A 24953-nucleotide genomic window follows, 5' to 3' on the forward strand; every position below is an offset into this window, starting at 1 on the left:
GAGACCCTATCGCCCTCCCTTGCATCGCTTGGTGGCTCGAGGGGTCTGCGGCTATTCGCTGATCTCGCCCGCGCGGGGAGGCTCCTTGCCGAACTGCAGCGGATACCCCTGCTGAGCGGCCCACTGCGCCCAACCCTCTGGAATCCAACCCCCGGAGAGGTACTGCGGATGCTGGCGGTGGCGTGCGTGGGCCCAGAGTACGAAGATCAGCTCTGCCCAGTCGGAGTACAGCCGCCAGGTCACGGGCCCGCCCGTGGATCTGCCGTGCATGATCGTCGTGTTGAATCCGGCGACCTGGAGAAGATCGATCGAGCCCCAGTCCCACCACCAAAGGCCTTCCACGTCTTGGATGTAGAAGCCCAGGTTGGTGATCGTCACTTGGCCTCGTGTCCGTGGCCGCCACGCCAGCGCAGCGGCCTGCGCAGCCTGAGCTCGGCGACTCGCGTTTCCCGCAGCGGACGCCCCTGCCGTCGCGGCGAGAAGCGCCATCCCGAAGACCCCTGTTCCACCGGCGATGAAGGACGAGCGCTGATACGAACCATCCCCGTCTGCCGGAACTCATCAACAATCAGCGGGCCGGCCGCATGCGCCGACTCCCCCACGTGTAGCGGAAACATGGTCGCGATCGGTGCAGCCGACGTCGACGTCCCTGTCTCGATCTCGTATGCGATGCGACAGATATGCCACATCGCAGTGTCCGCATCCATCCAGACCCGCTCGGTCTTCTTCATCTGCCGCCCCCCTGCTTCAGGATGTTCTCGGAGTTTAGAAGCCCACCCGACCGCCACGTGTACTACGCACGGGTGGAACAACCAGTGAAGGTTCGAAACGCCCAACGTTGTGAGGTAATGCCATACAAACGTAATGCGGTTGGAACAGTACGTGTCGTTCGAGCTCTCACTGAGGTTCACTGCCTGGCTACCGGAGAGCTAGGGCGTGTCTCCCATATGGGTTGGCCTTCAGTTGGCCCGCTGCGGCCTCGTTCGGGGTTCGTCTTGCGGTCCGTGCAGGCTGCCGGGCCGTCTATCTTTCGTGGTCGGTGCGCCACGGGCACCCTCGGTGTCTGTCGTTAGGTCGTGTGCGTCTGCGCGGGATTGCGGAGGCGCCGGGTCAGTCTTCGATAGTGATGCCGAGGTGGGTGGCGAAGAGTCCGGCCATCTGCGTTGCCTGGAAATTGGTCAGGATCGCGCCGCGGAGGTTGTCGAGCCCTTCGATTACGTGGAAGTCGAGACCTCGTAGATCCAGGTGGGTCGCCCGTGTGCCGTTGAGCACGAGTCTGTCGACGCTGGTTTCCTCGAACGCGACGCGGGAAACCGTCGCTCCAGATAGGTCGAGTTCCTCGATCCTGCAGCTGCGGAACACCACGTCTCGTAGTTCCGTCGAGCGCAGATTCACCCAGCCCAGTTTCGAGGCGGTGATGAGTGCCTGGTTGATCGTCGATTCGTACCATTCCACCGCGCCCAGCCGGGAGGCGTGCATCTCGATGTCACGCCAGGCTGTGCGGCGGATGATGGCGATCGGTGCGTTCATCCGCTCAATGCGGGTCTGCAGGAAACGGGCGCCCTGCATGGTGGTCTCGTGCGCGTTCCACCCGAGCAACTCGCACTCGGTGAAGGTCGCGCCGGAGAGGTTGCGCCCTTCCGTGTCGGCATCGGTGAAGCGCTCACCGTCGAAGTCAGCGCCCGAAACCAGGGTTGCTGGGTCGCTGTCGCGAAGGTCGACGAGGCGGATCGGGTCGAGGCGGGGGCGGCGCGAAGTGGAGCTGCGGGGGCGTGTGGTCACGAGTTCATTCCTGAGGTCATGGGCGTCCAGTCGGGGTCGAGTGCGGCAACGACGTCCTCGAGTGCTGCAGCCTGCGCGGGGCTGAGCCTGCTCGTGAACGCGTCCTGAACGACAGCGAAGTAAGCGGGGGCAGCCGCGTCCCGGGCAGCGCGCCCTGCGGTGGTGAGGGCCACGACCACGACCCGGCGATCCTCGGCGGAGGGCTCCCGCGATACGGCTCCCGCCTGTTCCATCCGAGACAGCACTCGCGACATGGTCGACGGGCTCACCCCCGCCGTTTCAGCGATCTTCCCGATACGTTGCGAGCCCCCGCGACGTTCGAGCATGGCGAGCATGTCGAGCACGAGGAACTCCGTCAACGACAGTCCATGCGCATCGAGCGCGCTGTCCAGCCGCCCAGGGATCAGGAACGCGAGGCGGAGGAACCCCAGCCACGGTCCGAGCTCGTCAGCAGTCACATCATCGAACACTCTCCAATCTTATGGCCAGTTATGTGCCACGGAACATAACTGGGTGAGGTTGCCGCTCCACTCGCGACGTCATGGGTGTGAACCGCTCATCGAGGCGGTACCCGACCAACAGGGCGAAGCACCTGTGTCGTCCGCGGCGATTGACGTGGTCGCGCGGCAGCCTGGTGGGGTGAGGTCGACGGGTTCGCGGTATCGGGTGTTCACAGATGATCAGTGGGAGCGAATCGAGTCGCTGCTGCCGTCGAACACCGGGGTGCGCGGCCACCCATTTCGTAACAATCGGCGCGTGATCGAGGGGATCGCATACCGGTTCAGGACAGGGATGCCATCGCGTGATCTCCCCCGCGAGGAGTTCGGCCCGTGGCAGACAGTGTGGAAGCGGCACCGCCGTTACGCGGGGGATGGCACCTGGGACCGTGTCCTCGCGCAGATCCTCGCCGAGGCCGACGCGGAGGGGAAGATCGACTGGGCCGTGTCGGTGGACGCGACGATCGCGCGTGCACATCAGCATGCGACGAACACGACCCGCCCGGAGCAGGACACAGGGGGCGGGATCGAATCACAAGAATCTGCCCTGGCACGAGGTTGAACCGTCCGGTCACGGGATCGGCCGGTCCCGCGGCGGGCTGACCACGAAGATCCACCAGGCCGTCGACGGTCACGGTCGGCCGTTGGCGATGATCGTCACCGGTGGGCAACGCAACGACGGCGCGATGCTGACCGAGCTCCTCGCCCAGATCCATGTTCCCCGCCTAGGTCGCGGCCGACCCCGCACCCGTCCCGACGCAGTCATCGCGGACCGCGCCTATGCGACAGGTGTCATTCGATCCGAGCTACGCCGACGCGGCATCACGGCCGTCATCCCCGACAAACGTGACCAGGCAGCCGCCCGGAAGCGACGCGGCAGCCGGGGAGGTCGCCCTCCCGGGCTCGACACCGACGCCTATAAGGGCCGCAACGTCATCGAGCGGTACTTCGCACTCGCCAAGCAGTGGCGCGGCATCGCCACGCGGTTCGACAAACTCGCGATCACCTACCGCGCCGGCCTCACGATCTGCGCCATCCTTACCTGGCTACGCCTAATGGGAGACACGCCCTAGTTCCCTCAGGAGCGATTGAAACCTCGTGAGTTAGTCGGTAAGAACCTTGATACGTAAATAGGGTGGAACCGCGCGCGCTGTTGTAACCGTTCTACGTATCTACGTTATGCCGTTTGTCGGTTCTGCCATACAAACTATCTAATGCTTGAAGGTTTGAACTGGTGTCGGTTAATATGTTCGTATGGTCAAGATTATCGCTGTGACGAGCCGCAAGGGCGGGACGGGTAAGACCACCGTCGCGCAGGAGACCGCGAACGCGCTCGACGGCGTGCTGGCTGACTTCGACTGGGATGAGGGGGGAGCGACGCGTTCATGGGGGTATCGCTGGGAGAAGCGCGTGGAGTCGCCGGTTCTGCAGGCGCTCGCACACGATCGCGTGCCGCGCCCGCTCAAGGGATACCGGAAGCCGATGCTGCTGCCCTCCCATCCTGATTACGCCACGGAACTTCCCGAAGGGAGCGTTGTCGCGGATTCCGTGTTGCGGTGGGGTGAGCACTGGGGCAAGACCCTCGGCAAGGAGTGGGTTGTGATCGACACGCATCCTGGGTCAGCCGATCTGACGAACGCGCTGCTGGCCATCGCTCACGTTGTCGTGGCTCCCGTTCCCCTCAAAGAGAAGGAGATGGCTGCGACGGAGGCGATGGTGAAGGACCTCGCGGACTATCCACTCGTCTTGGTGCCGTACATGATCCCGGCGGTTCCGCCGGTCTCAATGATCCGCCGCCTGGAGAACATGATCGCGGGAACCCCCGTGCAGGTGGGCCCGTTCGTTCCGTACGCGGCCGCTGTCGGCCGGCGAACGAAGCGCATGGCCATGACCGCAGAGGAGCGCCCTGCGCGCGCCTTGCTCCCTGTCGTCGAGGGACTTCGTAACGTCGCCGAGTATGTGAAGGAGTACGTCTCATGAGCACAGGACTTGATGCGCTAAAGAACCGGGGGAGAGGCGAGCGGAAGCGTCCGATCCCACCGCCCCAGCACGTCGCGCGAGCTGAGCCCGTTGCGTTGCCCGAGTCTGAGTCAGCTCAAGAGGTGGCCGTAACGCCCGACAGCGTTCCGTCCCCCTCGATCGCTCCCACGACGGTCCGCGACGATGCCCCCGAAAGTCCGGGTGCAACCGGGCGGGGGCACCAGAAGAGTGCATTGCGGAAAGAACCTTCAAAGGTTGTTACAGCTAAATCTGGCAGCAAGAAGACGATCCACGTGGGGGCAGAAGAGGAGGCGTTCCTTCAGAGCGTCGTCGTGGCAGGGATGCTTCACCCAGGAGGGAAGGTTGATGCGAACCAGTCGGCTGTTATTCGCCTAGCGCTGAGGAGACTTCAGGCCGAGCTCGCACCTGAAGCGGTGGTGGAAGAGATCCGGCGTGGCCTCATCAAGACAGGGGAATCGGGTAGGCCACGGTTCTGATGATGGACGAGTCTCGCTGGGGCTAACGGGTCGATCTAATCCCAGATAGCAAGCGATTTTAGCCGTTAGGGTGTGTGTTAACTTCCTCGCAGTAGTGGTGTTGCTGATGCGGGGGAGTTCATGGTTCGTCGTCGTAAGTCTTCGGTTCCGTCGACGCAGTTGGCGTTTGATCTGTGGGGGGTGGGTGAGGATGATGCGGATGCGCGGGTCGAGTGGTCCAGGACGGCGCCGGCGAGCGAGGTGGAAGCAGCGCTTGTTGGTGGCCAGCTCAGCTTCGATCTTTTTGGTGTCGATGGGGGAGAGGGCGATGAATCGGTACGGGCAGACGGCTCGGGCGCATTGGGAGCGGCACGCGCCCGCGAGGATGGCAGCGTTGGAGGATCCCGAGGGGTTCTTCACGGATCTGGGGGAGCAGATCGAGACGCAGGTGCAGACGATCGCGCTCGAGCTGGAGCGGACCGCGACGGCGTCGCCGGTGTATCTGGATCGGATGGCGCAGCTGACCGGGTTCCGTCGGCAGGCCGAGGAACAGGTGCTCGCGGAGATGGTGTTCTCGGTGGAGCACGAGCCGGTGTCGATGAGCGAGGAGCTCGAGGAGATGCTGGGCGGGTTGCCGAGCGTGTGGAGTCTGGACCGGCTGATCTCGGATCTGGAGGACCTCGAGGAGGAGTCTGGTCTGACGCGGGAGCAGGAAGTCCTGCTGTCCCGGTATCGGGCGTTGCTGGCGTTGATCGACTTCCCGGTCGGGGACCGGACGGAAGCGGTGGAGGCGATGACGGAGGCGGAGCAGCGGGATCTGGTGATCGCGTTGAGCGCGTTCTGGGATCCGCAGGCGAAGACGCTGCGGGACATGTAGGTTTCCGGCCCACGGGGCAGGCTGACCTGGCGCCCTCGGGTGCGCGGGCCCGTTTCGAGGCGAATATCGCCGCGATCGAGGTCTCGCAGCGGCTCAGCGAGGAGGGTCGCCCGGCGACGGCGGGGGAGTGGCAGGTTCTTGCGCGGTGGTCGAGCTGGGGAGCGATCCCGCAGGTCTTCGACCCGAAGAACGCCGAGTGGGTGCCGCAACGGGAGCGGCTGCGTGGACTGCTCGATGACGAGGCGTGGGCGGCAGCGGAGCTGACCACGATCAATGCGCACTACACCGACGCCGGCTACGTCCGGGAGATCTGGGGCGCGCTGCAGAATCTCGGTTTCGACGGCGGCCGGGTGCTGGAGCCGGGCGCGGGTGCGGGTACGTTCATCGGGATGGCACCGAGTTCGGCGCGCATGGTCGGTGTGGAGCTCGACGGGACGACGGCGGCGATCGCCGCGGGCTTGTATCCGGCGGCGGAGATCCGGACGGAGTCGTTCGCGCACACCCGTCTCCCGGATGGGTTCTTCGACGCGACGGTCGGGAACGTGCCGTTCGCGGACATGCAGCTGCACGACCCGGTGCACAACGCCGGCGGGCACTCGATGCACAACCACTTCATCCTGAAGTCCCTCGCGCTGACCCGCCCGGGCGGCATGGTCGCCGTGCTCACGTCGTCGTTCACGATGGACGCGGTCAACCCGGCCGCGCGCCGGGAGATGAACGAGCTCGCCGACCTAGTCGGGGCCGTCCGACTCCCGTCCGGGGCACACCGGCGTTCTGCTGGCACCGAGGCGGTCACGGACCTGCTGATCTTCCGGCGCCGCGAGCCAGGGCAGCCGCGCCGCGACATGTCGTGGGAGACCGTGACCCCGCGGATCGTCGACGGGGAGCGGATTCGGGTGAACACGTACTTCGACATCCACCCGGAGCACGTGCTCGGCACCTTCCATGTGGGCAACGGCATGTTCGGCGGCCGCACCGTCCACGTGCGCGCCGAGGAGCTGACGTCGACCGCGGATCGGCTGCACGACGCACTGGCTGACATCACCGTGCGGGCGCGTGAGCGGGGTGACGTGTTCGCGGCCGCGTCCGTACAGGTCGAGGAAGCGCGTGCGGCGTTCGCGCCGGCGCCGGAGAACCTGTTCGACGGGACGATCCAGTACGACGCCGTCGAGCGGGCGTTCACGATCATCGAACAGGGCCAGGTGCGTCCGTTCCCGGCACCGAAGTCGCAGCTGGTGGAGCTGCGGGCCCTGGTCGGGTTGCGGGATCAGGCCAAGGCGCTGATCGAGGCCGAATCTCTGACCGCGGAGGACACGACCGAGATCGAGTCCGCGCGCGACCAGCTCCGCGCCGACTACGACGCCTACGTGGGGCGGTTCGGGCCGTTGAACAGGTTCACGCTCCGGTCGACCGGGCGGCGCAACGAGGAGACGGGGGAGGAGACGCTGGCGCGGATCACCCCGGCGGCGATCCGCACGATCCGGAAGGACCCGTACGGGCCCCTGGTGCTGGCCCTGGAGCGGTTCGACGAGGAGACGCAGACCGCGGCCGGCGCGTCGATCCTGGTGCAGCGGATGAATGCCCCCAGGCATCAGGCGCGCGGCGCCGAGTCCGCGACGGACGCGCTGGCGATCAGCCTGGACGAGACCGGGGGAGTGGACCTCACCCTGATCGCAGACCTGCTGGGCACAACCCCCGAGGAGGCGCGTGCGGATCTCGGCGAGCTCGTCTACGACGACCCGACGACGGGGACCGTGGTCCACGCACCGGAGTACCTGTCCGGGGAGGTACGGTCCAAGCTCGAGAACGCCCAGGCCGCGGCCGTCGACGATGACCGGTTCCAGGTGAACGTCGACGCGCTGCGCGCCGTGCAGCCCGCGACCCTCCCGGTCGAGGACATCGCCGTGAAGATGGGCGCCGTCTGGATCAGCGCCGAGTACCACGAGCAGTTCCTCCGTGAGCTGCTCGACGACCGCAGCGTGCACGTGGAGAACCCCGGTGCGGGCGTCTGGACGGTCAAGGGTGCCCGATACGGGGTGAAGTCGACCAACGAGTACGGGACGCTGCGCAGGCCCGCCCCAGAGCTCGCTCAGGCGCTCATGGAGCAGCGGGTCGTGCAGGTCCACGACGAGATCGAGGATGGCGACCGCAAACGGCGGGTGCTGAATACGATCGAGACGACCGCGGCGCAGGAGAAGGCGGACCTGCTGCAGGAGAAGTTCGCGGACTGGGTGTGGGCGGACCCCGCCCGGGCCTTGGACTTGCAGACCACGTACAACCGGCAGTTCAACTCGATCGTGCTGCGCGACTACACCCAGGCCGGCGACTACCTCACCCTGCCCGGCCTGGCCGTGAACATCCAGCTGCGCCCGCACCAGCGCACCGCGGTGGCCCGGATGATTGCCGAGCCGTCCGTGGGTCTGTTCCACCAGGTCGGCGCCGGGAAGACGCTGGAGATGGTCGTCGGTGCGACCGAGCTTCGCCGGATGGCCCTGATCCACAAGCCCGGTGTCGTCGTCCCGAACCACATGCTCGAGCAGTTCTCCCGGGAATGGCTGCAGGCGTACCCGGCAGCACGGGTGCTCGCGGTGTCCAGCGAGGATCTCGGCAACGCGGACAAGCGCCGCTTGTTCGTTGCGCGGGCCGCGGCGAACGAGTGGGACGCGGTGATCTTCACCCAGTCCGCGTTCAAGAAGCTCGGCCTGTCGCGCGAGTTCCAGGAGCAGTACATCGATCGTGAGCTCGCCGACGAGCGGGCGCAGCTGGAGGCCGCTCAGGGCGATGACGCGTTGAGCGTGAAGCGGATGCAGCGGCGTCTGCTGCAGACCGAGGAGCGGATGAAGAAGCGCCTGGATCGGGAGACCGACCCGGGGCTCACGTTTGAGGCCACCGGGATCGACTACCTCGTCGTCGACGAGGCGCACATGTACAAGAACCTGGAGACCGTCTCCGGGATCCCCGGTGCCGCGATCGCCGGGTCTGACCAGGCGCGCGACCTGCACATGAAGCTCGAGTACTTGCGCGGAAAGCACGGCGGCCGCGTCGCGACGCTCGCCACCGCGACCCCGCTCGCGAACAGCGTGACCGAGGCGTACGTGATGCAGCGATACCTGCGCCCGGATCTGCTCAAGGCCGCCGGGATCGGATCATTCGACGCCTGGGCTGCCACGTTCGGGAAGACCGTCACCGAGATGGAGCTGTCCCCGACCGGGCAGTTCCGGCAGAAGACCCGCTTCGCGCAGTTCCAGAACGTCCCCGAGATGCTCAGGATCTGGCACGTCTTCGCCGACGTGAAGACCGCCGAAGACCTGAACCTCCCCGTCCCACTGCTCGCCGCCCGCGCCTCCGACGGCAAGCGCGAGCCCGAGGTCGTCGTGGTCCCGCCATCCGATGACCTCCTGCAGTTCATGGACCAGCTGCAGGAGCGCAGCGAAGCCGTCGCGGAGCGGCGCGTGGACCCGCAGGACGACAACATGCTCAAGATCAGCAGCGATGGGCGCAAGGCCGGCCTGGACCTGCGGATGCTCTACGGGTACGAGAAGCCGAGCGGGCTCACCAAGGTCGACGTCGCCGCGGCCCGGATCGCCGCCGTCTGGCAGGGCACTCGCGACACCGCCTACCTCGACGACATCACCGGGCAACCGTCCCCGGTGAACGGTGCGCTGCAGCTGGTGTTCCTGGACATGGGCACCCCGAACGAGGACCGATGGGACGCCTACACCGAGCTCAAGGCGCAGCTCGTGCAGCGCGGGATGCCGGCGGAATCGGTCCGGTTCATCCACGACGCCCGCAACGACGCCGAGAAGGCACGCATGTTCGCCGCCGCCCGTGCCGGCCACATCAGCGTCCTGGTCGGGTCGACCGGGAAGATGGGCGTCGGCACGAACGTGCAGGCCCGCCTCGCCGCCATGCACCACGTCGACTGCCCCTGGCGTCCCGCCGACCTCGAGCAGCGCGACGGCCGCGGCATCCGCCAGGGCAACCAGAACGACGAAATCGCGATCTTCCGGTACGTCACCGAACGGTCCTTCGACGCGTACATGTGGCAGACCGTGTCGCGGAAGGCGCAGTTCATCAACCAGATCACCCGCGGCAAGCTCGACGTGCGCGAGATCGAAGACATCGGCGACCAGGCGCTGTCCGCCGCCGAGGTCAAAGCGATCGCGTCCGGGAACCCGCTGCTGTTGGAGCTCGCGACCGCGGACGCCGAGTACCAGAAGCTGCGCCGGCAGGAGATCGCGTTCCACCGCGGGCAGAACGTCCTCGCCCAGACCCGCGTCGACCAGACCGCCCGCATCGAGAACCTGCACGGCGTCCGTGCTCAGCTCGAGAAGGCCCAGGCGCGCACCACGGATGTCGCCGGCGATCGGTTCCGGATGATCGTGCGCGATCGCCACTACGACAACCGGGCCGACGCCGCGGCCGCGATCGCCGAATGGGCCCGCCGCGCGGACCTGCAGTGGACCAACACCACCGCGCAGCACCTCGGCCGGATCGGCGGCCACGAGCTGCTCGCGTCGACGGAGCGATCGTTCGGGCTGGACGGGACACAGAACCGGGTCCGGATCGAGCTCGATGGCGTTCCCTACTCGGGATCCGCGTACCCGCTCGTTGAGGTCGAGAACGCCACCGTCGGGTTGATCCGCACCCTGGAGAACAAGACCATTGCAATCGCGCGCAGCATCGTCGCGGTCGACCAGGACCTCGAGCACTGCGAACGCGACCTCGCTGCCGCAGAATCCAACCTCGGCAAGCCGTTCCCCCGGACCGACGCCTTGCACGCCGCCGCGTACCGTCTCGCGGCCGTCAAGGAAGCTCTTGAGCAGGACGACACCCCGGATCCCGAAGCGACAGCGGAGCCGACACAGACCGAGTCCGCCGAGGCCGGACTGCGGCGGCTCCGCGAGATCACCGAGGCCGACGTCCCGACGTCGCAGTGGAGCGGGCAGGACGGCGACAGCGAGAAGAGGACCTCGATCGCCACAAGGCTCGGTGGCTGACCATCGCACCGGGGGGCGAGAATCGCAGTTGGGGGGCTGTGATCGCTGGGCGGGGGATGGAAGGCCCGCTATTCAGTCGAGACGGTGATGCCGCCGTTCAGGGTCGCCGCGATGTCGCACAGGGCTTCGGCCTGCGCAAGTGCGACGAAGTCACGCTCCGCAGGAGACAGCTGGATGCCCTCTTGCTGGGTGCGCATCTTCGTGAGCTCCTGTCGCAGTTGAACGAAACGGGTGATGTCGGGGTGTTGATTCACGGTGATTCCTCTCGATGTGGATGGGATGGGGACGCTCAGACAGCGGGTTGATGTGTCTCGTCGACCCGGCGGCGCGATCGGGTCGGGACATGCGTCATCCACTTCCACAGCAGGCCCAAGAGCAGCGTGACCGGCGCGATGATCGCGGTGCCGCCGAAGTAGACCGACCGCAGATGCTCAGCGGTCCCCCAGTCAGGCACCGAATGGATAGGCCAGACGAATGAAACGGCCCAGCCCCAGACGATCACGCCGAGAACGATTGCGAGACCTACGTTCATCCACTGAACACGGTCATGCCGATCCAGGAACGCGGCCCAGAGCCAGAAGACCAACAGCCCAGCGAGAAGGTAGGCGGTGAGAGGGCCCGCGAACCAACGCCCTACCTCGCTGAGCGACATCAGCCAAGCACCCGTGGCCAGCACGAGCAGCTGGGTGAGCATCGGGAGAAGCCGAACCCAGACAGGGCCTTTGTCCGTGCCCTGCAGCTTCCACGGGACGAACCACCAGGCGCGGATCCGCAAGGTCCGAGAGACGAAGACGAGCACGACCGCGACCACGAAGACGACGACACCCCAGCCGTACGCACCCGCGCACAAGAGCGCGACACCCGCGAGCAGTAGAAGATCCGAGAGGCGAGCGGCGATGAGCCGGCCGAACCAGAATCTGCGTGCTGCACCCGCGATGCGCGCCGGATGGCTGTTGTGAGTGATGTTGTTCACCATGAGTCCTTTGCCCCCCTGCTGATGGTTCGTGTGATGTCTCCGAGAGCGCGCGCAACGCGCGCGCCTGTAGAGCCGCTGCGGAGCGGAAATGCGTTCGCTGACTTCGATGCCGCTTGGCGGGTCAGCCCTACGTCGCGCGCGATATCGGCGATCGAGGTTTCGGCCGCCATCTCATGGATGCCGTCCGCGCGCATTGCTGCGGCCTCCTGTCGGACCACGTCGCCAAGCACGTCGAGCTCAATGGCAAGCAGGACCCGTACTCGAGCGGGAATCTTCTCCTGCTCCCGCTCCCAGTACGTCGCCCCAGCCGCGAACCGCGCAAGCAGCTGGTCGACATCTTGCGCGGACAGCCCGGCGGCCTCGAATCGACGAGCGACATCGTCTTCGCCGTCCTCGCGGTACCAGAGGGCTTGGTTCCAATCCATGTCGTCGAACGTAGCGCGCAACCCTAGATTGCGCAACCCTGGCTTGCGTGACTGTCTCGAGGCGCGAAGCTGTACTCAGCCTCGCGTGTATGGGGGCTGCTGCGTGTCGAGAGCGTCGGCAGCTGGCCCCCTGACATGGACTGCGAGTCCGTCAAGTCCGGGCCCGTGGCCGAGGCGATCGTCCGTGCCGAGGTCTCGGAGGAACGCGAGCTTGCGTTCGAACTCGGCTCGATCGAGGGCCGGGATGGTGATGATCGCGGGGGAGTGGCCGTCGGCGCCGGCGGTGCGCACCGTGAACTGGGAGACACCCAACCCGGACGACCTCCGGTACTTCATGAAGGCGTCGGCGTGGGTCTCGTGCACGATTCCCTGCCGATCCAGCGCGGCGGCGACCCGTGCGACGAGCTCGGCTTCGATGCTTGCGCGATCTCCGTCGACGAGATCCCAGGTGTAGTTCACCTCGATGCGGGATCCGCCTCCGATCGCGGGGCCGACGTGGACCTCGGCCCGCAGGTTCTCGCCGGTTGCGATGGCAGCAGCGGCTGATCGGACAGCGACTGCGGAGAGGACTCGGATGCGCACCCATGGAGGCTACTTGCTTGGTCCCAGTTCTCGGTACCGCGGAATCCTGGCGCCGGCGTCGGCTCCCCGCAGTACGCTCGCACCATGTGCGGACGATTCGCCGTCGACGACAAGATCAACGAGAGCATCACTGAGTTCGTCGAAAGCACGGGCCGGAAGCCGGCGGAGTGGTCCCCGGACTGGGAGGCCGCGTACAACATCGCTCCGACCGAGCAGATCCCGATCCTGCTCGAGTCTGCGAAGACAGGGGAGCTGCGCTTCGAGCGTGCACGGTGGTCCCTCGTTCCCGGCTGGTCGAAGACGCTCAAGCTCAAGTTCCCCACCTTCAACGCCCGCACCGAGGGGATCCTCGAAAAGCGAACCTGGCGCGGCCCGGTGAAGTCTCACAGGGCGATCGTGCCGGCGACCGGGTTCTACGAATGGACGGGGGAGCGAGGCTCGAAGACCCCGTGGTTCATGAGCAACCCGGACGGCGCCGTGCTCGGCCTCGCCGGCCTCTATTCGTGGTGGCGCGACCACACGAAGGACGACAACGATCCCGACCGCTGGATCCTCACGGCAACCATCCTCACCTCGGACGCCGTGCACACCCTGGAGGGGATCCACGACCGCAACCCCGTGATCCTGCCCGAGGAGCTGTGGTCGCACTGGCTCGACCCCACCGTGACGGGCGATCAGGCGCTCGTCGACGAGGCCGTGCGTGCCGGCGTGGCGCAGGCCGAAGCGCTGCGCATCGACCAGGTGGCCCCGTTCGGCGTGAAGGACGACGGGCCACAGCTCATCCACCCGGTCGGCGGGTAGCGTCAGCGCCGCAGACCTGCGGGATGCTGGGACGCACCTCTCTGACATGCAGAGGTGGGACCCGCCGAGCGGGGGGTGCGCGGCGGGTCCCAAGACGGACCGGAGGAACCGTCTGGAGAGAGGGTACGCCCCAACGCTTGATCCGCGAATCGTCAGGGACTCTGGCGCATTTCTGACTCGGTGAGTAGGCGCTGGACATCGATCTTCATGAGTTGGTAAAGGGGGTGCAGCTCTCTGACCCGATCAACAGCCGCCAGGGCCTCCACCCCAGTGGGATAGGGACCGTAGACGTCCCGAAAGGCGGCGCACGCTTAGGGTCGGTGACCACGACCACGTGCGGCTTCTCAGCCTCCTCGGGATCGCTCAGTGCGATCAGGAGTGACTCTGCCATCCGGCCGATGTTCCTGTCGTGTAGTTCTCCCATCTCCGTCACTCACTCGCGCCCTGAGCCGATCCGGGATGCTGCTTGCTCGAGAAGTAGCCACTCCAGGGAGTAGCGATCGTAGGGACTTCCGTACCGCTCGGTCGTCGTGTCGATGGAGATCTTGACCGGAACGTTCAGCCCTGGCATTGCGGCGATCGCACGGTCCAGCTGCACGCGGAGGGCTTCGCCGTACTCGGCCCACTCTGCGAGGCGTCGCTTCGTGAGCTCGGCGCGCAGGCCCTCGTACTTCTCCGCGTGCGCGGGAGGAAGCTCATGGTTCGGCGTCGATGGTCTGCTGGGATGGCTGAGGCCCTGGTCGACCGCCATCTCCTGGAGGGGGCTCAGCTCGCCCGGACCCTGACTCTTGTCGAGCGTCAGCTGCTCAGGCAGATCGCGTTCAAGGCTGCGCTGACCGCTGCGGGACGTTCTCTGCGGCGGCAGTGGCGTGTCTCCCGGCTGGTGAGGGACGGGTTCGTGGTCCGGACCCGGTGGGGGCTTCGTGCGACGGTGCGGGGTCTTGGTGCTTGCGGGGCGGCGCGGACCACGACCCAAGAGGGGCGCCTGGCCATTGCTGTTCCGGCAGCGAGCGCCAATGTCGTCTGGCTCGTAGTGCCGCCGCGTCCGGCGCCGAGCGCCGGGACCGCGAGGTTGGCGGGCCTCACACCTCGGGGCCGGCGCGTGCCCCGCGCTGCGCGGATGCCGGGTGACGGTTCGTCGTGACCTTCTCCTGGCATCGGGCGAGCCCGATTTGAGCGGCCGTCACGTGCGTCATAGCGAGATATTGATACCAGCACGGGATGCGACCTGTAAACGGTGACGGGCGTCCGACATGCAAGAATCAGTGCCATGCAGAGGCTTGGAGTCGTTGCGCGGATCTGGTTCGCCCTGATCGCTCTCGTCGTCCTCGCCGGGTTCGTCGTGCAGTTCTACCTGCTGTTCACCGGTGGCGCCGATGCGAATTCAGGCGAGACGGGGAGCGCGGTGCCGCTGGGTATCCGGTTCGTGAGACTGTTCAGCTTCTTCACCATCCAGTCGAACCTCCTCGTGCTCGCGGGAAGCGCACTCCTCGCTTCCAAGACGCGCCTCGGCCGCGTCGGGCGGGTGCTGTTCCTGGACGCGCTGCTCGGGATCATCATCACGGGCCTCGTTTTCTCCTTCATTCTCGCCCCGGACCTCGAGCTGCGCGCCGAGGCCGTGTTCGTCTCGAACCTGTTCCACCTCATCACCCCGACCATGTTCGTGATCGGCTGGCTGCTGTTCGGTCCCCGCCGGCAGTTCACCATCACCACCGTCGCCTGGGCGCTGGCCTGGCCGGCCGCCTGGCTGGTCGGAACATTCGTGCGTGGCGCGGTGACCGGCTGGTATCCCTACCCGTTCCTGGACGCGAACGTGGTCGGATACCCGGCGGCCCTGACCGGCGCCGGCATCGTGATCCTCGTTGCGGCGACCCTCATGGCAGTCGTCCTGTTGATCGACAACAAGGTTCCCGCCGTGCGCACCCATCCGCGCCCTGAGGAGCTTTCTCAGGCAGGCGTCGACGGTGCTGGCAGCCTGTCCGGCGCTGACCGAGGCGCCCCTTCGCTCGACCCGAAGTGACGGATCCCGGACTCTGCGTCCGTCCGTGGTTCTCAGCGGGCGTGGATGTCCTCGACCGCGCGACCTGCGGTGTCGGGGTCGTTGGTCCGGATTGCGTGCGCGAGTGTCTGATAGTTCGTGGCCAGGCGTTCGCACTTGAGCTATCGAGCGCGTCCGCGAGTCGCGCGGCATAGCGCAGGGCGGCGACGGACGAGGCCGATCCGTCGACGCCGACGATGATCCGGTTGCTGTCGATGCTGTCCATGACGTCGATGATGCTCCGCGACAGCACACCGGCGCGGGACGAAAGTCACCCGGGCCGGAGGGTCTCCACCGTTCAGTCGGTGTTCTCGATGTCGAAGTCGAAGACGAGTCGAGCGGGTACGGATCCGTCGAGCACTTCTTGCATTGACGAGGCCGCGGTGGACAGGTCGCGCGTCTGGGCGACGACGGTTGTGCGACCGAGGGCGTGCAGCCGGAAGACCTCGGCGAGGTCCTCGCGCGTGCCGACGATGGATCCGATGATCTCGATGCCGTTCAGGACCGTGTCGAACACGGGGAACGTCAGGGTGCCGTCCTTCGGCAGCGAGACGAGCACGAGCCGTCCGCCTCGGGCGAGAGCACGATAGGACTGGTCGAACACGGCGGGAGCGACGGCGAGTACGATGCAGGCGTCCGCACCGCCGAGGGCTCTGATCGCTTCGACCGGATCGGTCTTCGCAGCGTTGACGACGTGGTCGGCGCCGAGCATCGTGGCGAGCTTCAGTTTCTCGTCGCTCACGTCTACGGCGATCACCTCCGCGCCGACGAGGCGTGCGTACTGGATCGCGAGGTGTCCGAGGCCGCCGATTCCGAAGACGGCGACGCGCTCTGACGGCGTCACATGGGCGGCCTTGATGGCGGCGTAGGTCGTGACGCCGGCGCAGGTCAGTGGCGCGGCATCGAGCGACGTGACTGAGTCGGGAACGGGCACGGCGAAGCGGGCGTCGATCACGGCGTACTCCGCGTGCGCGCCGTTCACCGCGTAGCCGGTGTTCTTCTGCGCCAGGCAGAGGTTCTCGCGCCCGGTCACGCAGTACCGGCAGGAGCCGCATGCGGATCCGAGCCACGCCAATGCGACGCGAGTTCCGATTCCGGGAGCGGTGACACCCGGGCCGAGGCCGTCGACGCGGCCGATGCCCTCGTGTCCCGGGATGAACGGCAGCGTTGGCTTCACCGGCCAGTCGCCGCGCGCAGCGTGGATGTCGGTATGGCAGAGGCCGCTCATCTCAATGCGCACGAGCACCTGCCCCGGGCCCGGGACGGGCACAGGTACGTCCTGCACGGTGATGGGCTCGGTGAACGACGAGACGACCGCGGCGCGCATGGTCCCGGACGAAGCCTCGGAGTCCGCTGGTGCGGTGTCCAGAGCCTCCGGCACCACCGTGGCCGGGCTCGTCGCTTCGGTGGCGGCGGCGGTGGAAACGGTAGGGGTGACAGAGGACATGGAAACGGCCTCGTCGGACGACCTGTGACGGAGTGTGTCCAGCTTGACTGCTTCTCCCAGGTGCGGTACCCGTACGTTCCAGCCAAGTTCGCGGCGGATCCGATTTCGGAGGGTGTCGGATGAGCCCGGCTCGCCGTGTGTGAGGAACACCTGCGTGGGGGGTTCTGGTGCGGTGCGCATCCAGTCGAGGATCTGTCCGGCGTCGGCATGTGCCGAGAGCATCTCCAGCGAGTGGACTTCGGCGAGGATCGGCACGTCCTGTCCGTAGATCCGCAGGGTGCGCTCGCCATGCTGTAGCGCGTCTCCGCGGGTGCCCCCGGCTTGGAACCCGGTAAGCACGATCGCGTTGCGCGGATCCGGCGCGTAGGAGGCGAGATGGTGCAGGATCCGTCCGCCTTCGAGCATTCCGCTCGCGGAGATGATGATCGCCGGACCTCCGCGGGTGTTGAGCGCCTTGGACTCCTCGACGCCGCGCACCAGCGTCACATCCTTGTACATGCGCTGGAACTCGTCGGCGGGGATGCGGTGTTCCTCGGGGTGGCGGGCGTACATCTCTGCGCCGCTCACCGCCATGGGGCTGTTCAGGAACAGCGGGACGTCAGGGATCCTTCCGGCGGCGCGCAGGCGGCTGAGGTGCAGCAGCAGCGTCTCTGCCCGTCCGATGGCGAAGGCCGGCAGTAGCACGACGCCACCGCGCCGACACACCCGGGTGATGATGTCGGCGAGCGCGACTTCCGGGTCCTCGGCGGGATGGGCGCGGTCTCCGTAGGTCGATTCGGAGACGAGCACATCCGTCGCCTCGAGGGCGCGGGGTGCGCGCATCAGTGGATCGTCGGCACGGCCCAGATCGCCGGTGAAGTGCACGCGGGTGCCGTCCACGTCGAGGCGTACCTGCGCAGCGCCCAGGATGTGTCCGGCGGGTGTGAACGAGACCCCGATGTCGCCGACCTCGAAGCCGACGTCGAACGGGTGCGGCTCGAAGCGATCGAGTGCTGCCATCGCGTCGCGTTCCGTGTACAGCGGCCGCGGGTGCGCATGCTTCGAGCTGTGCCGACGCTCGGCGAACGATGCCTGTTCCTCCATCAGCCTGCCGCTGTCGGGGAGGACGAGGGTGCTGAGTTCCGCCGTCCCGGCGGTGGTGTGGATGGGCCCTCGGAATCCGTCCCGTACGAGCGCCGGCAGGTAACCGGTGTGGTCGAGGTGCGCATGCGTGACGACGACGGCGTCGATGCTCGCCGGTTCCACGGGGAAGCGTGACCAGTTCCGTTCGCGCAGGATCTTGTAGCCCTGGAAGAGCCCGCAGTCGACAAGGATTCTGCTCGTCCCTGTCTCGACCAGGTAACGGGATCCTGTGACGGTGTCGGTTGCTCCGAGGAAGGTCAGTGTTGCGCTCATAGAGGTCAGACAACACGGGCCGTGACTTGCGGGGAGGGACCTTTGTCACGTGAGTCGGTGCGCCGTCGATTCGGTGATCGTGCTCATCCCTGGAGGGGGGCGCTCCAGAGGACGCGTGTGCCGCCTTCTGGGCGACGCTCGATGGCGTATTCGCCGTCGCGCTGGGCGGCGCGGGCAGCGAGGTTGGCGGTACCGCTTCTCGTCAGTTTCGTGGGCAGACCGACGCCGTCGTCCTCGATCGTGACCATCACCTCGGTGTCCGAGAGCCGGACTTCTACGAGCGCGGACGACGCCTGTGCGTGTCGGGTGACGTTCGCGAGTGACTCGCGCACAACCGCGACGAGGTCGTCGGCGAGGTCGCCGGTGACGACCAGGTCCACCGGTCCGGTGAAGGAGATCCGCGGGCGCGGAGCGTAGTCGGAGATGATCGCGAGCAGACGGCGCCGAAGACCGTTGGTCGCGCTGTCGTGGGCGCGAAGGGCGAAGATCGCCGTGCGGATGTCTGAGATCGCCCCGTCGAGTTCCTCGATGTGGTGATCGAGGTCGGCGGCGACCGGCGGATGCGCTGACGCCAGCCCCTGCAACCCGAGCGCTGTGGCGAAAAGGCGCTGGATCACGTGGTCGTGCAGGTCGCGGGCGATGCGGCCGCGATCCTCGACGATGTCGAGGATCTGGCGTTGCTCGCGCGCGCGCGCCAGCGAGATCGCGATCCCCGCCTGCGAAGCGAAGTCCGTGATCGTGAGCAGTTCCGTGCGCGTGAATGTGCTTGCGCTGCGTGACACGCACAGGGCGCCGACAGTGTCGCCGGCGGTGATGAGCGGCACGGCTACGGTGAAGCCGAACGGGCGAAGCACGACGTCGACGGGATCGGGGAGGCGGCCGACGACCGACCGGCCCTCGGTGATCGCGATGGCGGCGATCGAATCGGCCGCCGGGTAGTGAGCGCCCTCCAGATCTCTGGCACCCGCCCCGCGAGCGACGTCGATACGCAGCCGGTCGTCCTCGTCAGGAACGATGATCGTGACGAGATCCGTGGGGATGATCGAGGCGACCCGGTCCGCCACGATGCCCAGGGCGTCCACTGAATCGGGGGACAGCAGGGCGGCGGTGATCTCGGATAGCGCGGTCCCGAGACGTTCGCGCCGTCGCGTCTCCGCGTAGAGGCGGGCGTTCTCGATCGCCACCCCGGCCGTGGTCGCGAGCGCCTCGATGATCTCCTGGTCCTCGTGCGAGAAGGTCGGCTTGTCGGAGTCTGTCAGGTAGAGATTGCCGAAAGTCTGGTCCCGCACGCGGATCGGTACGCCCAGGAACGCATCCATAGGTGGATGGTGCTCCGGGAAGCCGACCGAGCGCGGATCATCCGCGATGCGCGGAATCCGGATCGTCTCGCCGGCATCGATCACGGCGCCGAGCAGCCCGTGCCCTCGGGGAGGAGCACCGATCTCCTCGACGATCTCGGGGGAGATGCCCTGGTGGATGAAGCGCTCGAGCAGACCGTCCTCGTCGATCACTCCGAGCGCCCCGTAGCGAGCACCGACGAGCTCGATGGCCGCACTGACAATGCGCCGCAGCACTGTGTCGAGGTCCAGATCCTCGCTCACGGCACGTGTGGCACTGAGCAGGCTGCGCAGACGTCCTTGAGCCGTAAGCACCTGCTGGGCGCGGGCTATCAGCTCCGCGATGTTCTTCTCGAGCTCCAGCCGAGGAACATCGGGGAACGTGAGCGGATCGTCGTCCATGGCACCTCTGTCCCTGACCTTTCGCAGTCTAGAGTCAGCGCAGGACCTTCGCCCCATGGATCTCGGCGCCTGGGGGCATGATGAACAGAACGGGAGGGAGATCTCATGAGCACTGTCTTCCTCGTCGACGATCACGAGATCGTCCGCCAGGGACTCGCCGGGGTGATCAACGGCCAGTCCGATCTGACGGTGATCGGCGAGGCCGCGACCACTCACGACGCGCTGGCGCGTATCGCCGCGACGCGGCCCGACGTAGCAGTGCTCGACGTCCGGCTCCCGGACGGCAACGGCATCGACCTATGCCGGCAGATCCGACAGGACCATCCTCAGGTGCAGTGCCTCATCCTCACGGCCTACGACGATGACGACGCGATGTTCGCGGCCGTCGTCGCCGGCGCCGCCGGATACCTGCTGAAGAGCGTCCGCGCCGCGGAGCTGCTCGAGGCCATCCGCGATGTCGCGGCGGGCAAGCGACTTCTGCATCCGAGTGCGGAGCGCAACGCGATGCAGCGGATGCGCGATGCGCCCGGTGAGGATCCTCGGTTCGGATCGTTGGGGTTGCGCGAGCGGCAGATCCTGGCGCTCATCGCCGACGGGCTCACGAACCGGCAGATCGGCGAACGGCTGGGCCTGGCGGAGAAGACGGTGAAGAACTACGTCTCGGGTCTGCTCAGCAAGCTTGGGCTCGACCACCGTACGCAGGCCGCGGTCTTCGAGATCGAGCGGGGTCGGACCCGCGGCGCCTGACCGCGGGTCTGACCATCGATCGCGGTCAGCTCTCGGTGTGTTCGGCGTTCTCGCCGTGCCGCTCGTGCCGCACGACAAGAACGGGGCAGTGCGCGTGCGTTGAACAGGTCGAGCTCACCGAGCCGAGAAGAAGTCCGGTGAAGCCTCCGCGGCCGCGGCTACCGAGTACGAGCATCTCGGCCCCGTGGCTCTCCTTGATCAGCACGGACGCGGCAGGTCCTGCCACGACAGCGGCGGACAAGTCCGCCGGCGGATCCCCGGCGAACACCTTCCTGATGGCAGCATCGAGGACGTTTGCCGCATCCTCGTCCGGGGTCCAGCCCGGCGCCGGGTAGAGGTCGACCAGGGCGGGGTAGTCCCACGTAGTGATCGCTCGCAGGGGCGCACCGAGTGCGGCCGCGATCTTCGCGGCGTAGCGGAGGGCGTCGAGCGAGGAGTCGGAGCCGTCGACGCCGACGAGGACGGGAGCTTTCTCAGTCGTGTTCATGAAGTTCATCTTTTGACGTGGGCGTCGCAGGGGTTGGGACGAAAGTCACTTGTATGGAGCGAGTGCGCGGGACAGGGTGGAGTCGCGAGCGGTGCCGGGTGCCGCCGTCGACAGAGAGGACCGACCGTGACCCACGAGCCCACAGACGCCGAGATGCTCACGCCGATCGCAGGGCTGGTCGCAGAGCGGAGTTGGGCCTGTGTCCGCTGAGCGGGCCATAGATGTGACGAGAGACGCGGACGGAAGGGGGCACCCGCGGCCGGCCCCGCTCGGTTATCCAGCTTCACCGAGTGCAGTGAGACGGTATGCAGCCGAAGAAGCCGCGCAGGTGCTGGCCGAGTGCGGATCGCTCGAAAGCGGTTTGAGTCCGGAGGAAGCCCGGGCGCGGCTCTCGCGGCAGGGCCCGAATGCGATCCGCAGCCGACGAGCCCGTCCTTGGCGCGTGCTGGGCAGGCAGTTGCGTAGCCCTATCGTGCTGATGCTGTTCGGGACGGCGATCGTCGCGGGTTTCGTCGGTGATGTCACGGATGCTGTGGTGATCGGGGCGATCCTGCTGCTCAGCGTCGGCCTCGGGTTCGTCAACGAGTTCCGTGCCGAGCGCGCGGCGGACGCGATGCATGATCGGCTGCGGCACACGGCGATCGTGCACCGGGCCGGCGAGGTTCAGCGCGTGGATGTGACGGAGCTCGTGGTTGGGGATGTGGTCGCGCTCTCGGTGGGAACCGTGGTGCCGGCCGACCTGCGCCTGTTGCACTCCGAGGGGCTCGAATGCGATGAGAGCATCCTCACCGGTGAGGCGCTGGCGGCGGTCAAGAGCGCGGCGCCCGTTTCCGCGGGTACGGGCGTCGGGGACCTCACCTGCTGTGCACTCATGGGCACGGTCGTGCACGCGGGAACCGGGACCGGAGTGGTCGTGGCGACCGGTGCCGACGCGGAGTTCGGGCGGATCGCCGCCGGGCTCGCCGCGCGGGAGCCGCAGACCGAGTTCCAGCGCGGTCTCGGACGTTTCTCGACCTTCCTGCTGCTCGTGGCGATCGTGCTCACCGCGACGATCTTCGTCATTGCGGTGGCGCTGGGCAGACCGCTGATCCAATCGCTGCTGTTCTCCCTCGCCATCGCAGTCGGGATCACCCCGCAGCTTCTGCCGGCGGTCGTCAGCACGAGCCTCGCGGCGGGGTCGCAGGCGATGGCTCGCCGCCGCGTCCTCGTCAAGCGCATGGTGTGCATCGAGGACCTGGGAGATCTCGACCTTCTCGTCACAGACAAGACCGGAACGTTGACGACCGGGGAGATCTCCTTCGAACGCTCGGTCCCAGTCGAGGGCGATGCGACCGCGCCCTTAGTCGAATGGGGCCTGCTCGCCTCCGATGCGGATCTGCACGCGCTCTCCACGGTCGGGCTCAACGCCCTCGACGCCGCACTCCTGGCGGGCCTGCGCGACGGCGCCTCCCTCGACCCGTGGCGCCGTCTCGACGCCATCCCCTTCGATCACGAACGCCGCACGACGACCGTACTCGTCCAGCACGAGGGACAGGACCCGATGGTGATCGTCAAGGGGGCGGCGGAATCCGTCCTGCCGCGCTGTGCATCGGTGCCGGCGGCCGTGGCTACCGCTTTGGACGAGTTGTATCGCGAAGGGTTCCGAGTGGTCGCCGTCGCCCACGGCGCGGCGCCGGGAGCCCGCGCCCTGGTGCCGGGGCTCGATGAGGGGCTCGCGGTGGGCGGCTTCCTCGTCTTCTCCGATGCCGTCAAACCCGGCGCCGGCGTCTCTCTGCGGCGGCTCGCGGAACTCGGTGTCGCAGTCAAGGTCTGCACGGGTGACAGCGCGGTGGTCGCGGCCCGCACCGGAGGCGATCTGGGCATGGATGTGACGGCGGTGCTCACCGGCGAGGAGGTCGATGCACTGGACGACATCGCGCTCATCGGCGCAGCCGAGCGGACCACGATCTTCGCCAGGGTCTCGCCCGAGCAGAAGGCGCGAATCGTGCGGGCGCTGCGGCATCGCGGCCGTGCCGTGGGATTCCTCGGCGACGGGGTGAACGACGCCCTCGCACTGCACGGCGCCGACATCGGCATCTCGGTGGACTCCGCCGTCGATGTCGCCAAAGACGCGGCGGACGTCCTGCTGCTCGACAAGGACCTCGATGTGCTGGCCGACGGGGTGACCGAGGGGAGGCGCATCTTCGCCAACACGATCAAGTACGTGATGATGGGCACGTCCAGCAACTTCGGCAACATGTTCAGCGCATCGGCTGCTTCCATCTTCCTGCCCTTCCTGCCGATGCTCCCCGGGCAGATCCTGCTGAACAACCTGCTCTACGACGCCAGCCAGCTCGTAATACCCGCCGACCGGGTAGATCCCGAGCAATTGCGAGCACCCTCGCACTGGGACATCGGTGCCGTGCGTCGGTTCATGCTGCTGTTCGGGCCGATCTCATCGCTTTTTGACTTCGCTACTTTCGGACTCATGATGTTCGTCTTCCACGCGGGCGCGCCCGAGTTCCGCTCAGGCTGGTTCATCGAGTCGATCGCGACCCAGACGCTCATCGTTTTCGCGATCCGCACCCGCAGGGTGCCGTTCACACGGAGCCGTCCGGCTCCGGCACTGGTGGTCACGGTGCTCGCCGCCATCGCAGTCGGAGCCTGGCTGCCGTACTCTCCCGCGAACGGGCTGCTGGGCTTCACACCGCTGCCGGCGCCGTTCTTCCTCGCGCTCGTCGCGATGCTGATCATCTACCTGGTTCTCGTCGAACTCGCCAAGCTCTGGTACTTCCAGCGGATGAGCGCACGGCCTGCCGCCGCCGTGACGCCCCGGCCCGGTGTGCGGAGGGTGCTGCGTCGCGCGGCGCGATTCACTGCGCCCTCCGGCCGTCCGAGGCGTGCGCACGGCTGATCGTGCCCGCCAGGACGACGGGACCTTAGGCCCGGCCCGGAGCGGCCGAGCCGGGGATCATCGGGCCATGGACACCGATGAGGGCAGGGAGCCGACACGGGCTCTCACCGAAAGCGAATGCTGGGAGCGGATCCACGCGGCTCCGTATGGGCGCATCGCCGTCGCCGCGGCGGACGAGATCGACATCTTCCCAATCAACCACGGCGTACTCGAGGGGATGATCGTGTTCCGGACCTCCCCAGGCACGAAACTGCTCGAGCTGACCATAAGACAGCGCGTGGTGTTCGAGATCGACGGGACCGACGGACCTGAAGCGTTCAGTGTGATGGTGAAGGGCGTCGCCGAAGAGTTCGACCGGGATGCGGACACGCTCGACGCCGAGAACACCGGGGCCACACCGTGGGCACCGGAACCCAAAGACCGTTGGGTGCGCATCCACCCCACAACCGTCTCAGGACGGATCTTCCGACGGCGGGCGCGGCGTGTGCCGGATCACGATGCCCAATACGGGTAGCGGAGATACCAACCTGGATGCGATCGCGGCCGCTGTGATCGGCGGGACGAACCTGTTCGGCGGCCGTGGTAGCGCAGTCCGCTTTGCCTCGGTACCGGCGCGATGTTCACATTACAGACGAATGGCCCGCGGCCTCTGGGCCGCGGGCCATTCACGAGAGGGACGACGAGTGTCAGCTCATCGAGTTCCGGCGCTTGACGACGATGAGGGTCAGCGCGCCGCTGAGGAGCAGCAGGCCTGCGATTCCTCCGGCGAGCAGCATCGAGTCACCACCGGTCTGCGCCAGACCGCCCGATG

The 24953-nt window shown here is 67.0% G+C and carries 23 protein-coding genes and 1 pseudogene; 11 read left to right on the forward strand and 13 right to left on the reverse strand.

The features are described from left to right. Positions 1 to 51: 51 nt before the first annotated feature. From ACIPY5_RS19995 to ACIPY5_RS20010, 4 genes are all read right to left on the reverse strand, one after another. Complete coding sequence (locus ACIPY5_RS19995) at positions 52 to 378, reverse strand: hypothetical protein (RefSeq protein ID WP_400974023.1); 327 nt, start codon at positions 376 to 378, stop codon at positions 52 to 54. Further along, entirely contained in the window at positions 375 to 731 is a 357-nt protein-coding gene (locus ACIPY5_RS20000) for a hypothetical protein (RefSeq protein WP_400974025.1), read from the reverse strand. The genes ACIPY5_RS19995 and ACIPY5_RS20000 overlap by 4 nt, the downstream gene beginning before the upstream one ends. A 379-nt stretch (positions 732 to 1110) precedes the next feature. Next, the gene (locus tag ACIPY5_RS20005; protein WP_400974028.1) at positions 1111 to 1782 is read right to left on the reverse strand and encodes a pentapeptide repeat-containing protein; all 672 of its coding nucleotides are present in this window, start codon (positions 1780 to 1782) and stop codon (positions 1111 to 1113) included. Next, entirely contained in the window at positions 1779 to 2252 is a 474-nt protein-coding gene (locus ACIPY5_RS20010; RefSeq protein ID WP_400974031.1) for a MarR family winged helix-turn-helix transcriptional regulator, read from the reverse strand. Before ACIPY5_RS20010 ends, ACIPY5_RS20005 begins: the two co-directional genes overlap by 4 nt. A 169-nt stretch (positions 2253 to 2421) precedes the next feature. Between ACIPY5_RS20010 and ACIPY5_RS20015 the strand changes: the two genes are divergently transcribed. The 5 genes from ACIPY5_RS20015 (at position 2422) to ACIPY5_RS20035 (ending at position 10612) form a co-directional block, all read left to right on the forward strand. Continuing rightward, positions 2422 to 3352, forward strand: a protein-coding gene (locus ACIPY5_RS20015; RefSeq protein WP_400974034.1) for an IS5 family transposase whose coding sequence is annotated in 2 segments (ribosomal slippage) — positions 2422 to 2796 and positions 2798 to 3352 — 930 coding nt in all. Because the reading frame shifts where the segments join, the coding sequence is not laid out codon by codon here. 181 nt (positions 3353 to 3533) lie between these two features. Next, complete coding sequence (locus ACIPY5_RS20020) at positions 3534 to 4259, forward strand: ParA family protein (protein WP_400974036.1); 726 nt, start codon at positions 3534 to 3536, stop codon at positions 4257 to 4259. Next, on the forward strand, positions 4256 to 4756 hold the full coding sequence (locus ACIPY5_RS20025) for a hypothetical protein (RefSeq protein ID WP_400974039.1): 501 nt from the start codon (positions 4256 to 4258) through the stop codon (positions 4754 to 4756). Before ACIPY5_RS20020 ends, ACIPY5_RS20025 begins: the two co-directional genes overlap by 4 nt. A gap of 373 nt (positions 4757 to 5129) precedes the next feature. Beyond that, the gene (locus tag ACIPY5_RS20030; RefSeq protein ID WP_400974041.1) at positions 5130 to 5612 is read left to right on the forward strand and encodes a hypothetical protein; all 483 of its coding nucleotides are present in this window, start codon (positions 5130 to 5132) and stop codon (positions 5610 to 5612) included. A 200-nt stretch (positions 5613 to 5812) separates the two neighbouring features. Next, complete coding sequence (locus ACIPY5_RS20035; RefSeq protein WP_400974043.1) at positions 5813 to 10612, forward strand: helicase; 4800 nt, start codon at positions 5813 to 5815, stop codon at positions 10610 to 10612. A 68-nt stretch (positions 10613 to 10680) separates the two neighbouring features. On the opposite strand, the gene ACIPY5_RS20040 is transcribed toward ACIPY5_RS20035, so the two are convergent. From ACIPY5_RS20040 to ACIPY5_RS20050, 3 genes are read right to left on the reverse strand one after another with little or no spacing between them, the layout of a single operon-like run. Next, a complete protein-coding gene (locus ACIPY5_RS20040) occupies positions 10681 to 10866 on the reverse strand; it encodes a hypothetical protein (protein WP_400974046.1) in 186 nt (61 codons plus the stop codon). 35 nt (positions 10867 to 10901) lie between these two features. Beyond that, positions 10902 to 11588 carry a hypothetical protein gene (locus ACIPY5_RS20045; RefSeq protein WP_400974049.1) on the reverse strand — a complete coding sequence of 229 codons (687 nt, stop codon included), beginning with the start codon at positions 11586 to 11588 and terminating at the stop codon, positions 10902 to 10904. Then, on the reverse strand, positions 11582 to 12013 hold the full coding sequence (locus ACIPY5_RS20050) for a hypothetical protein (protein ID WP_400974052.1): 432 nt from the start codon (positions 12011 to 12013) through the stop codon (positions 11582 to 11584). The genes ACIPY5_RS20045 and ACIPY5_RS20050 overlap by 7 nt, the downstream gene beginning before the upstream one ends. 165 nt (positions 12014 to 12178) lie before the next feature. Between ACIPY5_RS20050 and ACIPY5_RS20055 the strand changes: the two genes are divergently transcribed. Beyond that, positions 12179 to 12559 carry a hypothetical protein gene (locus ACIPY5_RS20055; protein WP_400974055.1) on the forward strand — a complete coding sequence of 127 codons (381 nt, stop codon included), beginning with the start codon at positions 12179 to 12181 and terminating at the stop codon, positions 12557 to 12559. 120 nt (positions 12560 to 12679) lie between these two features. Further along, positions 12680 to 13396: an SOS response-associated peptidase gene (locus tag ACIPY5_RS20060; RefSeq protein WP_400974057.1), complete on the forward strand. Its 717-nt coding sequence runs from the start codon at positions 12680 to 12682 to the stop codon at positions 13394 to 13396. Between the two features lie 433 nt (positions 13397 to 13829). On the opposite strand, the gene ACIPY5_RS20065 is transcribed toward ACIPY5_RS20060, so the two are convergent. After that, positions 13830 to 14147: a hypothetical protein gene (locus tag ACIPY5_RS20065; protein ID WP_400974060.1), complete on the reverse strand. Its 318-nt coding sequence runs from the start codon at positions 14145 to 14147 to the stop codon at positions 13830 to 13832. 519 nt (positions 14148 to 14666) lie between these two features. Between ACIPY5_RS20065 and ACIPY5_RS20070 the strand changes: the two genes are divergently transcribed. Continuing rightward, positions 14667 to 15416, forward strand: coding sequence for a Pr6Pr family membrane protein (locus ACIPY5_RS20070; protein ID WP_400974063.1), 750 nt, complete (start codon positions 14667 to 14669; stop codon positions 15414 to 15416). 316 nt (positions 15417 to 15732) lie between these two features. Here ACIPY5_RS20070 and ACIPY5_RS20075 read toward each other — a convergent pair whose 3' ends face one another. The 3 genes and pseudogenes from ACIPY5_RS20075 to ACIPY5_RS20085 all read right to left on the reverse strand — a co-directional run bounded on the left by ACIPY5_RS20075 (position 15733) and on the right by ACIPY5_RS20085 (position 20150). Then, complete coding sequence (locus ACIPY5_RS20075; protein ID WP_400974077.1) at positions 15733 to 16881, reverse strand: zinc-dependent alcohol dehydrogenase; 1149 nt, start codon at positions 16879 to 16881, stop codon at positions 15733 to 15735. Positions 16882 to 16920: 39 nt separating this feature from the next. Then, positions 16921 to 18276 (reverse strand): annotated as a pseudogene (locus ACIPY5_RS20080) (MBL fold metallo-hydrolase RNA specificity domain-containing protein); the annotation flags it as partial. A gap of 83 nt (positions 18277 to 18359) precedes the next feature. Further along, positions 18360 to 20150, reverse strand: a complete 1791-nt coding sequence (locus tag ACIPY5_RS20085; protein ID WP_400974066.1) for a GAF domain-containing protein — start codon at positions 20148 to 20150, stop codon at positions 18360 to 18362. Between ACIPY5_RS20085 and ACIPY5_RS20090 the strand changes: the two genes are divergently transcribed. Continuing rightward, a complete protein-coding gene (locus tag ACIPY5_RS20090) occupies positions 20121 to 20762 on the forward strand; it encodes a response regulator (RefSeq protein WP_400974069.1) in 642 nt (213 codons plus the stop codon). The genes ACIPY5_RS20085 and ACIPY5_RS20090 overlap by 30 nt on opposite strands. A gap of 25 nt (positions 20763 to 20787) precedes the next feature. On the opposite strand, the gene ACIPY5_RS20095 is transcribed toward ACIPY5_RS20090, so the two are convergent. Next, complete coding sequence (locus ACIPY5_RS20095) at positions 20788 to 21249, reverse strand: universal stress protein (protein WP_400974072.1); 462 nt, start codon at positions 21247 to 21249, stop codon at positions 20788 to 20790. A 328-nt stretch (positions 21250 to 21577) separates the two neighbouring features. Between ACIPY5_RS20095 and mgtA the strand changes: the two genes are divergently transcribed. Beyond that, positions 21578 to 24142 carry a magnesium-translocating P-type ATPase gene (gene mgtA, locus ACIPY5_RS20100; RefSeq protein WP_400974080.1) on the forward strand — a complete coding sequence of 855 codons (2565 nt, stop codon included), beginning with the start codon at positions 21578 to 21580 and terminating at the stop codon, positions 24140 to 24142. A 67-nt stretch (positions 24143 to 24209) separates the two neighbouring features. Further along, positions 24210 to 24656 carry a pyridoxamine 5'-phosphate oxidase family protein gene (locus tag ACIPY5_RS20105; RefSeq protein ID WP_400974075.1) on the forward strand — a complete coding sequence of 149 codons (447 nt, stop codon included), beginning with the start codon at positions 24210 to 24212 and terminating at the stop codon, positions 24654 to 24656. A 172-nt stretch (positions 24657 to 24828) separates the two neighbouring features. Here ACIPY5_RS20105 and ACIPY5_RS20110 read toward each other — a convergent pair whose 3' ends face one another. After that, a complete protein-coding gene (locus ACIPY5_RS20110) occupies positions 24829 to 24942 on the reverse strand; it encodes an LPXTG cell wall anchor domain-containing protein (protein WP_400974083.1) in 114 nt (37 codons plus the stop codon). Positions 24943 to 24953 lie beyond the last annotated feature (11 nt).

It is taken from the genome of Microbacterium sp. NPDC089698, assembly GCF_044749045.1.
GTDB lineage: Bacteria > Actinomycetota > Actinomycetes > Actinomycetales > Microbacteriaceae > Microbacterium.